Origin of the sequence: Allobosea sp. LjRoot9, from assembly GCF_964252745.1 — a bacterium.
Classification (GTDB): domain Bacteria; phylum Pseudomonadota; class Alphaproteobacteria; order Rhizobiales; family Beijerinckiaceae; genus Allobosea.
This window is the reverse complement of sequence record NZ_CAXUPC020000002.1, coordinates 984,458-998,292: the sequence shown is the minus strand read 5'-3', so window position 1 is coordinate 998,292 and position 13,835 is coordinate 984,458. Positions and strand designations below refer to the sequence as shown.

At 66.9% G+C, this 13,835-nt stretch carries 11 protein-coding genes; 3 read left to right on the top strand and 8 right to left on the bottom strand.

Annotated features, from left to right (window positions below; translation table 11 throughout):
• Window positions 1-21: 21 nt before the first annotated feature.
• Complete coding sequence (locus ACSQ3P_RS13290; RefSeq protein ID WP_436165997.1) at window positions 22-972, bottom strand: LysR substrate-binding domain-containing protein; 951 nt, start codon at window positions 970-972, stop codon at window positions 22-24.
• Between the two features lie 124 nt (window positions 973-1,096).
• Here ACSQ3P_RS13290 and ACSQ3P_RS13285 point away from each other — a divergent pair, with 124 nt between their 5' ends.
• From ACSQ3P_RS13285 to ACSQ3P_RS13275, 3 genes are all read left to right on the top strand, one after another.
• Window positions 1,097-2,029, top strand: a complete 933-nt coding sequence (locus ACSQ3P_RS13285; RefSeq protein WP_436165996.1) for an alpha/beta hydrolase fold domain-containing protein — start codon at window positions 1,097-1,099, stop codon at window positions 2,027-2,029.
• A 68-nt stretch (window positions 2,030-2,097) separates the two neighbouring features.
• The gene (locus ACSQ3P_RS13280; RefSeq protein ID WP_436165995.1) at window positions 2,098-3,303 is read left to right on the top strand and encodes an efflux RND transporter periplasmic adaptor subunit; all 1,206 of its coding nucleotides are present in this window, start codon (window positions 2,098-2,100) and stop codon (window positions 3,301-3,303) included.
• A gap of 109 nt (window positions 3,304-3,412) precedes the next feature.
• The gene (locus tag ACSQ3P_RS13275) at window positions 3,413-6,595 is read left to right on the top strand and encodes an efflux RND transporter permease subunit (protein WP_436165994.1); all 3,183 of its coding nucleotides are present in this window, start codon (window positions 3,413-3,415) and stop codon (window positions 6,593-6,595) included.
• Window positions 6,596-6,647: 52 nt separating this feature from the next.
• Here the strand turns inward: ACSQ3P_RS13275 and ACSQ3P_RS13270 are convergent, their stop codons facing one another.
• The 7 genes from ACSQ3P_RS13270 to ACSQ3P_RS13240 all read right to left on the bottom strand — a co-directional run bounded on the left by ACSQ3P_RS13270 (window position 6,648) and on the right by ACSQ3P_RS13240 (window position 13,766).
• Entirely contained in the window at window positions 6,648-7,613 is a 966-nt protein-coding gene (locus tag ACSQ3P_RS13270) for a 2-hydroxyacid dehydrogenase (protein ID WP_436165993.1), read from the bottom strand.
• 25 nt (window positions 7,614-7,638) lie between these two features.
• Window positions 7,639-9,240 carry a gamma-glutamyltransferase gene (gene ggt, locus ACSQ3P_RS13265; RefSeq protein WP_436166256.1) on the bottom strand — a complete coding sequence of 534 codons (1,602 nt, stop codon included), beginning with the start codon at window positions 9,238-9,240 and terminating at the stop codon, window positions 7,639-7,641.
• Window positions 9,241-9,324: 84 nt separating this feature from the next.
• Complete coding sequence (locus ACSQ3P_RS13260; protein WP_436165992.1) at window positions 9,325-10,005, bottom strand: RraA family protein; 681 nt, start codon at window positions 10,003-10,005, stop codon at window positions 9,325-9,327.
• 9 nt (window positions 10,006-10,014) lie between these two features.
• A complete protein-coding gene (locus ACSQ3P_RS13255; RefSeq protein ID WP_436165991.1) occupies window positions 10,015-10,803 on the bottom strand; it encodes an ABC transporter permease in 789 nt (262 codons plus the stop codon).
• Window positions 10,800-11,642, bottom strand: a complete 843-nt coding sequence (locus tag ACSQ3P_RS13250; protein ID WP_436165990.1) for an ABC transporter permease — start codon at window positions 11,640-11,642, stop codon at window positions 10,800-10,802. The genes ACSQ3P_RS13255 and ACSQ3P_RS13250 overlap by 4 nt, the downstream gene beginning before the upstream one ends.
• Window positions 11,639-12,694, bottom strand: coding sequence for an ABC transporter ATP-binding protein (locus tag ACSQ3P_RS13245; protein WP_436165989.1), 1,056 nt, complete (start codon window positions 12,692-12,694; stop codon window positions 11,639-11,641). The genes ACSQ3P_RS13250 and ACSQ3P_RS13245 overlap by 4 nt, the downstream gene beginning before the upstream one ends.
• A 13-nt stretch (window positions 12,695-12,707) precedes the next feature.
• A complete protein-coding gene (locus ACSQ3P_RS13240; protein WP_436165988.1) occupies window positions 12,708-13,766 on the bottom strand; it encodes an extracellular solute-binding protein in 1,059 nt (352 codons plus the stop codon).
• Between the last annotated feature and the right edge of the window lie 69 nt (window positions 13,767-13,835).

The following is a 13,835-nucleotide window of genomic DNA, read 5'->3' as shown; positions in this document are numbered from 1 at the left end:
CAGACCGAAGATCGTATTCGGCTAACCGGCCGCGCAGGCCTCGCTATGCGGCAGGCTGGATTTGCGCTGGATCAGGTCGTTCTTGCCGAAAAGCTCGGCCAGCCAGTCGACGAAGACGCGCACCTTGTTGCTGAGATGGCGGTTCGGCGGATAGACGATGTGCAGGGGCTTCGGCGCCGAGCACCAGCCCGAGAGCAGCGGCACGAGCCGCCCTGCGGTAACATGCTCCTGCACCATGAAGCTCGGCGCCTGGATGATTCCGAGCCCCGCCACCGCCGAGGCGACGTAGCCGGCGCCCTCGTTGAGCGAAACGATATAGCGCCCCCGGACCTCGATGCTCTCCTTGGCGTCGACATAGGTGAAGGGCACGGTGCGGCTGGTGCCGGCGGAGCGGTAGCCGACGATGTAGTGGTCGGCCTCGAGCTCGCTGGGATGGTGTGGAGTGCCGTGGCGGGCGATGTAGTCGGGCGCGGCGCAGGTGATCAGGTACATCTCTCCGATGCGCCGCGCGATCAGGCTCTGATCCTGGATCTCGCCGGCGCGGATGGCGCAGTCGAGATTTTCGGCGACGAGGTCGGCCGGGCGGTCGCTCAGGCCGAGATCGAGCTGGATCTCCGGATAGCGCGCATGGAAGCCGGGCAATGCGGGTATCAGCACCGCCATCGCCAGCGAGGTGCTGCAATCCACGCGCAGCCGCCCGCTCGGCCGGGCCTGCGACAGCGCCATGCTGGAATCGAGTTCGTCGATCTCGCTCAGCACGCGCAGGGCGCGCTCGTAATAGGCGGCTCCGTCCATCGTCACGGTCACGCGCCGGGTCGTGCGGTTGAGCAGCTTGGCGCGCAGATGCGCCTCCAATTGCTGGATCTGTTTCGTCACGGTGGGCTTGGGCATGTCGAGCAGATCGGCGGCGCGCGTGAAGGTGCCGGCCTCGACGACCCGGACGAAGGCGCGCATGGCGTTGAGCTGGTCCATCCCATTCTCCCAGGCCGCTCAGTCATTGTTTCCCTGTGGAAATAATGAATGAGCAAATATGCCATTTATTGCTCCACGAGCATCACTTAAATCACGCTGCACTGCAACACCAATTGGCCGCCCCATGTCCATTTCGCCCCTTCCGCAACTTCGTACCCGGCGCGCCGTCTTCTGGCGGCAGGAGACGATTGCGGCTGCGCAGGGCTCGCTCGCCGCCCGGCTCTATGCCCCGGCCGAGATCGAGCCCGAGGCCGGGCTTGTCCTGCATCTCCATGGCGGTTCCTTCAGCAGCGGTTCGCTGGCGGAAGGCGAGGCGGTTGCGACGGCGCTGGCCGAGGCCGGGGCTATCGTCATGTCGATCGATTATCCGCTGGCGCCTGGCCACCGCTTTCCCGAGGCGCTCGAGGCCGCCTATGCCGCGCTCCAGACGCTCGCCAAGGGCCGTGCCCGCTGGGCCTCGAAACATGCGCCGCTCTATGTGGCGGGCGAGGAAGCCGGCGGCAACCTTGCAGCTGCGCTTGCCTTGATGGCGCGTGATCGTCGCGGACCGGAGCTTGCCGGCCAGATCCTGTTTTCGCCGATGCTCGATGCCTGCCTCGGCACCTATTCGCTGCGGACGGCCGAGGCTGGTCCGGTCGGCTGCCGCTGGGCCGATGGCTGGACCGATTATCTCGGCACGCCGGACAAGGCGGCTCACCCTTACGCGGCTCCGCTCAACGCCTCGCGGCTGGCGGGCCTCGCACCTGCGCTCCTGATCTCGTCGCAGGATGATCCGCTGCGGGACGAAGCCGCGCACTATGCAACGCGGTTGCAGGAAGCGGGTGTGACGGTCCGCCACCATGTGCAGACTGGCCCGACGCAATGGCCGGATGCCTATGCCGGCGCTCCCCAGGAAGGCTCCTGCCTCTGTCTGGCATGCAACCATGTCACTGAATTCTATGCCCTGACTGCGCCGCCGAGAGCACGCGCCGATCAGGTTGCGATGCAACCTGATCGGATAACGCGTTCTCTATCAAATATTAGAGACGGATTCACCGATCAGGTCGATTCGACCTGATCGGATCCGGCTCTAGGCGCGCTGCCGGCAGCAATTTTCATCGTCTATCTCTTGGAAGGAATGGACCCATGTTTCAGGGAACGAACCGTCGTCGCCTTTTGGGTGGCCTTGCCGCCAGCGTTTCGCTCGCGGCCGTCATCATCGTCAACGCCACCGCCAATCACGCGCAGGGCGACACCCCGCCCGCCGCCCCGCCGGCGACCCCGGTTTCGGTCGCGACCGTGGAGCAGCGCGATCTCGTCGCCTGGGCCGAGTTCTCCGGCCGGCTGGAGGCGATCGAGCGCGTCGAGGTGCGCTCGCGCGTCTCCGGCGTGGTCGAGGCTGTGCATTTCCGCGAGGGCAGCCTCGTCAAGCAGGGCGACCTGCTGATCAGCATCGACCAAGCTCCCTATCTCGCCGAGTTCGAACGGACGCAGGCGCAGGTGCTGGCGGCGGAAGCCCGGGTTGCGCTGGCCGCCGGCGAGAATGAGCGCGGCCAGCAATTGATGGCGAGCCGCAACGTCTCGCAGAAGGATCTCGACACGCGCTTCAATGCGCTGCGGGAGGCGCAGGCCAATCTGCGCGCCGCCCAGGCTGCCCAGCAGACCGCGCGGCTCAACCTCGACTACACCCAGATCCGCGCGCCGATCAGCGGGCGCATCGGCCGGCTCGACCTCACTATCGGCAATCTCGTCGCGGCGGGCGCTGGCGCGCCGCTGATGACGACGCTGCTCTCGGTCGATCCGATCTATGCCGCCTTCAATGCTGACGAGAAGACGGTGCTCGACGCCCTGGCCTCGCTGCCGGAGGACAATCGTTCGCTCGAACAAATCCCGGTCAGGCTCACGACCGCGACCAGCGAAGGCGCGAGCTTCACCGGCAAGCTGCGCTTCGTCGACAACGGCATCGACGCCGCCAGCGGCACGGTGCGCGTGCGCGCCGTGCTCGACAATCCCGGCGGCAAGCTGATGCCGGGCCAGTTCGTCCGGGTTCAGATGGGGCAGGCCCGTTCCGAGCCGGCGCTGGTCATCAACGATCGCGCCGTCGGCACCGACCAGAACAAGAAGTTCGTCTTCGTCGTCGGCGCCGACAGCAAGGCCACCTGGCGCGAGGTCACGCTCGGCGCGTCGAATGACGGGCTGCGCATCGTCACCAGCGGCCTGAAGGCCGGCGAGCGGATCATCGTCAATGGCCTGCAGCGCATCCGGCCGGGAGCGACCGTCGCGCCCGAATCCGTGCCGATGGCGGAAAAGTCCGAACTGCGCGCGGCCAAGACCGAACTCGCCCAACGCTGAGCCCGCAAACACAAACGCCACGTCGTCCCGGGCAAACGGCAAAGCCGCGCCGGCCCGGGACGACGACGCGTTTCGTCTCAAAGACATCCGCTCCAAAGGGGGGCGTGCCATGAACCTGTCCAAATTCTTCATCGACCGGCCGATCTTCGCCGGCGTCCTCTCCGTGCTGATCCTCGTCGCAGGCCTGCTCTCGCTGCGCGTCCTGCCGATCTCGGAATATCCCGAGGTCGTGCCGCCGACCATCGTGGTGCGCGCGCAGTATCCTGGCGCCAACCCGCGCGTCATCGCCGAGACGGTGGCCACGCCGATCGAGGAGCAGATCAACGGCGTCGAAGGCATGCTCTATATGTCGAGCCAGGCGACGACCGACGGCGTGATGACGCTGAACGTCACCTTCAAGCTCGGCACCGACCCCGACAAGGCCCAGCAGCTCGTCCAGAACCGCGTCAGCCAGGCCGAGCCGCGGCTGCCGGAAGAGGTCCGCCGCCTCGGCGTCACCACGATCAAGAGCTCGCCCGACCTGACGATGGTGGTCCACATCACCTCGCCGAACGGCCGCTACGACATGACCTATCTGCGCAACTACGCCGTCCTCAACGTCAAGGACCGGCTGGCGCGCATCGATGGCGTCGGCCAGGTCCAGCTCTTCGGCTCGGGCGATTATTCGCTGCGCGTCTGGCTCGATCCGCAGAGGATGGCCGAGCACGGCCTTTCGCCGAGCGACGTCGTCAACGAGATCCGCGCCCAGAACGTTCAGGCGGCCGCCGGCGTCATCGGCTCCTCGCCGAACGCGCCCGGGCTCGACCTGCAGCTTTCGGTCAATGCGCAGGGCCGCCTCCAGAGTGAGGAGGAGTTCGGCGACATCATCATCAAGACCAGTGCGTCGGGCGCAGTGACCCGCTTGCGCGACGTCGCCCGCATCGAGCTCGGTGCGGCCGAATACGCGCTGCGCTCGCTGCTCAACGGCAAATCGGCCGTCGCGGTCCCGGTCTTCCAGGCCCCGAACTCGAACGCCATCGCCATTGCAGACCGTGTCCGGGAGGTGATGCAGGAGATCAAGCAGAACATGCCCGAGGGCGTGGACTACTCGATCGTCTACGACACCACCCAGTTCGTGCGGGCCTCGATCGAGGCCGTCGTCCATACGCTGCTGGAGGCGATCGCGCTCGTCGTGCTCGTCGTCATCGTCTTCCTGCAGACCTGGCGGGCCTCGATCATCCCGCTCGTCGCCGTGCCGATCTCGGTCATCGGCACCTTCGCGGTGATGTATCTCTTCGGCTTCTCGATCAACGCGCTCAGCCTGTTCGGCCTGGTGCTGGCGATCGGCATCGTCGTCGACGACGCCATCGTCGTGGTCGAGAATGTCGAGCGCAACATCGAAGGAGGCCTGGAGCCGCGCGAGGCGACCTACAAGGCGATGCGCGAGGTCTCCGGCCCGATCATCGCGATCGCATTGGTGCTCGTCGCGGTCTTCGTGCCGCTGGCCTTCATCAGCGGCCTGACCGGCCAGTTCTACCGCCAGTTCGCGCTCACCATCGCGATCTCGACGGTGATCTCGGCGGTGAACTCGCTGACGCTGTCTCCGGCGCTTGCCGCGCTGCTGCTGCGCTCGCACCATGCGCCCAAGGACCTGTTGACCCGCGTCATGGATGGCGTCTTCGGCTGGTTCTTCCGCGGCTTCAACCGCTTCTTCAACCGCTCCTCGCAGGCCTATGGCGGCGGCGTGAAGCGCATTCTCGGCCGCAAGACGGTGATGATGGTGGTCTATATCGGCCTCGTGGCGCTGACCGTCGGCCTGTTCCGCACCATCCCCGGCGGCTTCGTGCCCGGCCAGGACAAGCAGTACCTCGTCGGCTTCGCGCAACTGCCTGACGCCGCGACGCTCGACCGCACGGAGGACGTCATCCGCCGCATGGACGAGATCGCCCTGAAGCATCCCGGCGTCGAGAACGCGATCTCCTTTCCCGGCCTCTCGATCAACGGCTTCACCAACTCCTCGAATGCCGGCATCGTCTTCGTCGGGCTGAAGTCCTTCGACCAGCGCAAGACGCCCGATCTCAATGGTGCCGCCATCGCCATGCAGCTCAACAAGGAGTTCGCCGGCATCAAGGAGGCGTTCATCGCCATGTTCCCGCCGCCGCCCGTCCAGGGGCTCGGCACCATCGGCGGCTTCAAGCTGCAGATCGAGGATCGTGCCGGCCTCGGCTACAAGGCGTTGGACGAGGCGACCAAGGCCTTCATGGCCAAGGCCGCGACGGCGCCCGAACTCGCCGGCATGTTCTCGAGCTTCCAGGTCAACGTCCCGCAGCTCTATGCCGATATCGACCGCACCAAGGCGCGCCAGCTCGGCGTTGCCGTGACCGATGTCTTCGAGACGCTGCAGATCTATCTCGGCTCGTCCTATGTGAACGACTTCAACAAGTTCGGCCGCACCTACACCGTGCGCGTCCAGGCCGATGCGCCCTTCCGCGCCTATGCCGAGGATATCGGCAAGCTGAAGGTCCGCTCGAAATCGGGCGAGATGGTGCCGCTCAACGCCGTGCTGAACGTGCGCAACGATACCGGGCCGGAACGCGCCATGCGCTATAACGGCTTCCTCAGCGCCGACATCAATGCCGGCGCCGCCCCGGGCTACTCATCGGGGCAAGCCCAGGCCGCTGCCGAGCGCATCGCCAAGGAGACGCTGCCCAAGGGCTTCGCCTTCGAATGGACCGAGCTGACCTATCAGGAGATCCTGGCGGGCAACTCGTCGCTGCTCGTCTTCCCGCTGGCGATTCTGCTCGTCTTCCTGGTGCTGGCCGCCCAGTATGAGAGCCTGACCCTGCCGATCGCGATCATCATGATCATCCCGATGGGCCTGCTCGCTGCGATGACCGGCGTCTGGTACACGGGCGGCGACAACAACGTCTTCACCCAGATCGGCCTCGTCGTCCTGGTGGGACTATCCGCCAAGAACGCGATCCTGATCGTCGAATTCGCCCGCGAACTGGAGTTCGAGGGCAGGACGCCGGTCCAGGCCGCGATCGAGGCGAGCCGCCTGCGCCTGCGCCCGATCCTGATGACCTCGCTCGCCTTCATCATGGGCGTGGTGCCGCTGGTGACGTCGACCGGGGCCGGCGCCGAGATGCGCCACGCCATGGGCGTCGCGGTCTTCGCCGGCATGATCGGCGTCACCGCCTTCGGCATCTTCCTGACGCCGGTGTTCTACGTGCTGATGCGCAAGCTGACCGGCAATAAGCCGCTGAAGCAGGTCGATCACCCGCCGGTCCAGAGGCTGGCCGAAGCGGCCTGACGTCTCGAAAGACACAATCGCCGGAGCGAAAAACGCTCCGGCGATTTTTCGTTCAGACGACGAGATCGAGCGGCGGCACCGGCTCGCCGCGCGAGACATGGGCCATATTGGCGAACATCCGCGTCACCGTCGGCGCGAAATTATCGGCGGCCATGGCGGCGAGATGCGGCGTCACGACGATGTTGTCGAGCGTCAGCAATTCGCTCTCGGCCGGCAGCGGCTCGACCGAGTAGACATCCATCGCCGCGCCGGCGATGTCCTTGGCGCGCAGCGCCACCACCAGATCGGCCTCGTTGACGACGCCACCGCGCGCGACATTGATCAGCACGGCGGTCTTCTTCATCGCGGCCAAGGCGGCCTTGTCGATCAGATTGGTGGTCTCCGGCGTCAGCGGGCAATGCAGCGAGACGACGTCGGACTGGGCCAGAAGCTCGGCCATCGTGGCGTGCTTCACGCCGAGTGCGGCTTCTTCGGCGGCGCTGAGCGGCTGGCGCTTGGAATAGAGGATGGTGCAGCCGAAACCCTTGAGCAGCCTGGCGACATTCTTGCCGATGGCGCCAAACCCGACGATGCCGACCGTCTTGCCCGAGAGCATGAAGGTCTCGCCCGGCAGATGTCCGGTGGCCCAATGCCCCTTCTTCAGCTCGGCATGGCCATAGCCGATATAGCGCAGCGCCGAGAGCATCAGTCCGAGCGTGAATTCGGCGACCGGCACGGCATTGCTGCCGGTGGTGCGGGCGACCTTGATGCCAAGCTCCTTCGCCGCGGCGACGTCGATATTGTCGACGCCGACGCCCCATTTATGCAGGAGTTTCAGCTTCTTCGCCGCGCGCAGCACATCGGCGGAAACGCCGACCTGGCCGGAGATGGCGTAGTCGGCCTCGGCGATGATCTGCTTCATGTGCTCGTCGCCGCGTGCCGTGCCGTGGGTCAGCACAAAGCCGGGCGGCAGGAGGGCGCGCAGCTTCTTGGCGCGGTCGGGAGAGGTCATGTCGAGCAGAACGATGGTTTCGGGCATGGTCAGGGATCCGGTCGCAGATGGGTCAAATGGTGAAGCGCACGCCGGCGCGGGCGAGCCCGCCGGAGATCGCGACGGGGGTGCCGTCGGCGCGCCAGCAGGCGGCGCCCGTCAGCGCGCCGTCGGGGTTGAAGGAGATGGCGTTCATGCCACCGGCGACGCGCGGCATGCGGACGATCCTGTGACCGCGCGCCGTGAGCTCGTCTGCGACGCTGTCGGGGATCGCGGCCTCCAGCTCGAGGGCCCCGCCCTCGGTCCAGACGCGCGGCGCCTCGACCGCCTCCTGCAGGCTCATGCCGTGGTCGATCAGGTTGACGATCGCCTGCAGCGCCGAGGGGAAGATGCGCAGCGCGCCGGGCAGGCCGAGCGCGAAGGCGAGCTTGCCGTCGCGCAGCGCCATCATCGGCGCCATCGAGGTGAAGACGCGCTTGCCGGGCGCGATCGAGAGGGCGCGGCCGGGATGCGGGTCGAAGTTGAACATGTAGTTGTTGGTCAGCATCCCCGTGCCGGGGATCTGCGTGCAGGCGCCAAACAGGCCGTTGATCGTCTGGGTCGAGGTGACGACATTGCCTTGGGCATCGGCGACCGTGACATGGGTCGTGTCGGCGGATTCACCGCCCGAGAGCCCAGCGCTCCAGCTCTTGGCCTTGTCCATCGCGATCAGCGTGCGCCGCTCGTCCGCATAGGCCTTGTCGATCAGGCGCTCGACCGGGACTTTGATGAAGGCGGGGTCGGCGGTGGCCACAGCCCGGTCGGCGAAGGCGATCTTCAGCGCTTCAGCCAGCAGGTGGACGGCATCCGCCGAGCCGAAGCCGAGCGAGCCGATGTCGTAGCCCTCGAGGATGTTGAGCATCTGCACGATGTGCACGCCCGAGGAGGAGGGCGGCGGCGGGCCGACGATCTCGTAGCCGCGATAGGAGCCGCGCACCGGCTCGCGCGTCGCGACCTTGTAGGCGGCAAGGTCGGCCTGCTCGATGAGGCCGCCATTCGCCGCCATGAAATCCGTCAGCGCCTTGCCGAGCGGACCGTCATAGAGCGCAGCCGGTCCCTGCTTGGCGATCAGGCGCAGGCTCCTGGCGTAGTCGGCCTGAACCAGCCGCGTGCCGGGCTCTATCGCTTTGTCTCCCACCAGCAGCAGCGCCGAAAGACCGGGATCGCGCGCGAGGTCGGCGACATTGTCGCTGATGCAGTTGGAGAGATAGGGCGTCGTGACGAAGCCACGTTCGGCCAGTCCGATCGCCGGCTGCAGCACCTCCTCAAGCGAGAGCGTGCCGAAGCGCGCCAAGGCCTCGCACCAGCCGGCGAGCGCGCCGGGAACCGCGACCGCCTTCGGCCCGACGACGTTGAGCCGGTCGCGCACGTCGCGCTGCCGGCCGACCTCGTCCGAGAGGCAGTCATACATCTCCGCGCTCGCCTTGAGCGGCGCGGTCGAGAGACCGTCGAGCACGACATGGCGGCCATCGGCCATGCGGATATGCGCAACACCGCCGCCGAGGATGCCGACCATCATCGGCTCGACGACGGTGAGCGCGAAGAGCGAGGCGACGGCGGCATCGACGGCATTGCCGCCGGCCAGCAGCATCTGCGAACCCGCCGCCGAGGCCAGCGGATGGTTCGTCACCACCATGCCGCGCGAGCCGGTGGCAGGCTTCTTCTCGCAGGTGAAGGTCGCGACGCGCGGGGCAGGGGGAGAGGAGGTCACGGTGTCGTCTCAGCCCTTCGCCGCGGCGATGGCGTCGAGCACCATCTTGGTCGCGCCGGAAAGGTCGCCGAGCTTTTCGCCGGCCTTGACGCGGTCCTGGCTGCGCTCGCCGCGTTCCTGCCGGGCGAGCGCGGCATCGGCGATCGCCTCGGCCTCGTCGCGCGGCAGCACCAGCACGCCCGATTCATCGGCCAGGATGACGTCGCCGGCCTTGACCGGAACATTGCCGCAGGAAATCGGCAGGTTCAGCGTGCCGCCGAGATTGTAGAGCCGCGTCGTGATCGGCGACATGCCCCGGCACCACATTGGGAAATCGCTGTCCTCGATCTCGGTCAGGTCGGTGCAGGGCCCATCGACGATGCCGCCGATCGCGCCCGCAGCCTTGGCCGCGACCGTAACGCCGCCGCCCCAGCAGGCATGCTTGTCGTCGCCGAGCCGGTCGACGACGAGGATGTCGCCGGGCCGCAGCAGGCCGAGCGTATGGTGCAGCAGCGTCGAATCCTGGCCGGGGATGGCGAGCGTCACGGCGGCGCCGGCAATGCGCTTGCCGCGCAGCAGCGGCTGGATGCCGCGATCCATGAAGCCCCAGTGCTGGGAATGGCCGATGGTCGCGGTTTCGACCTTCTGGAGCTTCTCGACGAGCGCGGCCGGCAGCTGCTCGGGCATGGGGGCGATGCGGTAATCGGGCATGGTGTTCTCCTATTTTCCAACGGCGCGCGCGACGCCGACAAGACGTTCCACGATGACGACGACGATCAGCGTCGCGACGATCAGCAAGACGGACAGGGCTGCGACCAGCGGGTCGGTGCGGCCCTCGACATAGCGCACCATCTCGACCGGCAAGGTCGCGGCGCGCGGTCCCGACAGGAACAGCGAGATCACCGTTTCGTCGAAGGACAGGAGGAAGGACAGGCAGGCGCAGGCGATCAGCCCCGGCGTCGCCAGCGGCAGGGTCACGCGCCAGACGACGCGCCAGGGTTTTGCGCCAAGCGTCGCGGCGGCGGCCTCGATATCGTCGGGCAAGGTCGCGAAGGCCGTCGTCATCATCCGGATCACGAAGGGCACGGTCACGGTCATGTGGCCGAGCACGAGGCCGGGCAGGGTCGCGGTCAAGCGCAGGGGCGTGAAGAACAGGAGCAGCGCAAGGCCGGTGATCAGGGTCGGCAGCAGCAGCGGCGCGAGGAAGAAATTGGTCAATGCGCCGCGCCAGCGGAACTGCCCCTTGTTCAGCGCGAGCGCCGCGGGCACGCCGAGCGCCAGCGAGAGCAGCGTGACCACGCAGGCGATCTGCACGCTGAGCCACAGCGCGTTCAGCAGGGGCGTATTATGCGCGAGCTGGTTGAACCAGCGCAGTGAATAGCCGGAGGGCGGGAACAGGATGAAATTATCGGCGGAGAAGGCCAGCGCCACGACGATCGCGATCGGCGCCAGGATCAGCACATAGACGATCGCCGCAAGGCTGGAGAGAACGCGTCCGGCGCCGTTCATCGCTGCAATCCTTTTGCGGCGATGTTGGAGGCGACGAGCAGCAGGAGCAGAAGCACCAGCGTATAGATCGCCAGCACCGAGGCCACCGGCCAATTCGTGTTGGTTGTCGCCTGCTCGAAGATTTCCGTCGCCAGCACGAAGACGCGCCCGCCGCCGAGCAGCTTTGGCGTGATATAGGCCGACATCGAGAGCACGAAGCCCAGCCCCGCCGCCAGCGCCAGCGCCGGCAGGCTGAGCGGCAGCGTCACGCGCCAGAAGGTGCGCACTGGGGAGGCTCCCAGGCTGCGCGAGGCCTCTTCCAGTGTCCGGTCGAGCTGGCCGAAGCCCGCGAGCAGCGCCAGGATCATATAGGGCATGATGCTCTCGGCCAGGCCGATGGTGACGCCGGTCCAGTTGAAGACGAGCTTGAGCGGCGTCGAGATCAGGCCGAGTGACTGGGCCAGCGTGTTGACGAGGCCGCGATCGCCCAGGATCGCGAGCCAGCCGAAGACGCGCACCACGCCCGAGATCAGCATCGGCATGATCGCGATCACAGCAAGCAGCCCGCGGAAACGCGAATTGGTGCGGAACAGGAACAGCGCGACCGGGTAGGACAGCATCAGCGCGATCAGGGTCGCGCTGAGCGAGAGCCAGAGCGAGTTCAGCGTCAATTCGAAGGTGAAGCCGTCGCTGAAGACCTCCTGCGAGGTTTTCAGCGACCAGGCCTCGATCATTGCGCCGGTCGGGCCGGTTTCGTGGAAGGCATTTCGAAACAGGCCGAGCGTCGGCCAAGCATAGACCGCGAGCACGAACAGCGCCGCGGGCAGGACCAGCAGCTTCAGGCGCGCTGCACTGGTCATGGCGTTTCGCGGGCGAAGGGCAAGGTGTCCCGCGCCTGCCAGATCACCGCGACCTCGGCGCCCTCCGGCAAGGCAGCCGTGCCCGATTGCGTTTCGATCGTGAGCTGTCCGCCTGCTCCCTCGAGCAGAACCTCGACATGGTCGCCGACGAAGACGCTGCGCAGCACGCGGCCGGTGACGCGCGCCATGCCATCCGCAACGGGTTCGGAGATGGGCACGATCCGCATGCGTTGCGGCCGGACGAACAGGTCGAATTCACCACTTGCCGGGGCCTTGACCGGCAGAGCCTGGCCCCAGAGCACGGCGCGGCCTTCCGCGTCGCGCGTCGCCGGCAGCGCATTGGCGCGGCCGACAAACTCGGCGACGAAGCGGGTCGCCGGGCGCTCATAGATGTCCTCGGGCGAGCCTATCTGCGCGATCCGCCCGCGATTCATCACCGCGATCCGGTCGCACATCGTCAACGCCTCGACTTGGTCATGCGTGACGAACAGGGTGGTGATCCCGAGCGAGCGCTGAATCGAGCGGATCTCGTGGCGCATCGTGTCGCGCAGCTTGGCGTCGAGATTGGAGAGGGATTCGTCGAGCAGGAGCACGGCGGGCCGGATCACCAATGCGCGCGCCAGCGCCACGCGCTGCTGCTGCCCGCCCGAGAGTTCGCGCGGCCGCCGCCCGTCAAGGCCGGCCAGCCGCACCAGAGCCAGCGCTTCCGTGACCTGCCGCGCGATCTCCGCCTTGTTGACGCCGCGCTCCTCCAGCCCGAAGCCGACATTGCGCGCGACGGACAGATGCGGGAACAGCGCATAGGACTGGAAGACATAGCCCATATTGCGCCGATGCGCCGGCAGCCGCGTGATCTCGGTCCCGTCGAGGTGGATCGCGCCGCGATCGGGATCGACCAGCCCCGCCAGCATGCGCAAGGTCGTGGTCTTGCCGCAGCCGGAGGGGCCGAGCAGTGCGACGGCCTCTCCTTGCTCGACGGAGAGCGAGACGTCATCGACCGCGACGGAATCGCGATAGCGCTTCTGCAGGCCGGATAGTTTGAGATAGCTCATTGGGTGGTTCTGCTCACCGTGCCGCCGCGATCACCTCGCGCCGCCAGCGGTTGTTCCACTGGTCGCGCACCTTGAGCACGTCGTTCCAGTCGAGCCCGATCATGCGGGCGCGGCTTTCCGGCGCGGCGGCGGTGCGGGCGATGGCCTTGGGGTCGATCGCGGCCTGGGCGTTGGTCGGCGCGTAGAACATGCGCTCGGTGAAGGCCTTCTGCGCGGCTTGCGACAGGGCGTAATTGATGAAAGCGGCCGCGGCCGCGCGGTTCTTCGAGCCGGCGGTCAGATTGATCGTGTTGATCTGGAAGACCGAGCCCTCCGGCGGCAGCAAGGCAGCGATCTTGCCGCCGGTCTGGTCGGCATAGAGCTGCGAGCGCGCGTTCCAGCCGGTGGCGACCTTCACCACGCCGTTGAGGATCAGCGAGTAGCCGTCGGGATTGGGCTCGAAGGTGTTCACGGAAGGCGCGAGTTCGCGCAGCTTCTTGATCGCGCCATCGATCGATTTGCGATAGTCGCCGCCGGTCATCTTCTCGACCATCGCGGTCAGCGCCAGGCCCTGGATATTGGGCGGGGCCGAGATCGCGAGCTGGCCCTTGAGGTCGGGCCGCCAGAGATCGGCGAGCGTCGTGAGCGGAGGCTTGAGGTTCTGGGTGTCGTAGACCAGCACGAGATGGTCGAAGGTGACGGCCGGACCGTATTCGCCGCCGCCCGCCCGCGCCTCGGGCAGGAGCTCGTTCAGCACCGGGAATTCCGCTGGCGTCAGCTTCTCGAACAGGCCCTCGCTATTGCCGATGCTCGAGGTCGTCACATCCATGATCGCGACGTCGATCTGCGGATCGGCCTTCTGGGCGCGCACGCTGCCGACCATCTGGGCCGAGGTGCCGCCGGGTGCGAAGTTCACCTTGATGCCGGGAAAGGCCTGCTGGAACGGCTCGATCACGGTCTTGGTGTAATTGTCCTGGAAGATGCCGCTATAGGACATCAGCGTGATCGAGCCGCTGAGGCCCTGCGCCCGAACGATCGCGGGGGCGGCGATGCTGGCAAGGCCGGCCTGGATGACGAGACGCCGTGTCGGCATGGGGACACCTCCTGCAGGGGTTGTTGGCCGGCGGCGCCGATGCGCCGCCGATCCTCATCGGAAACGGAC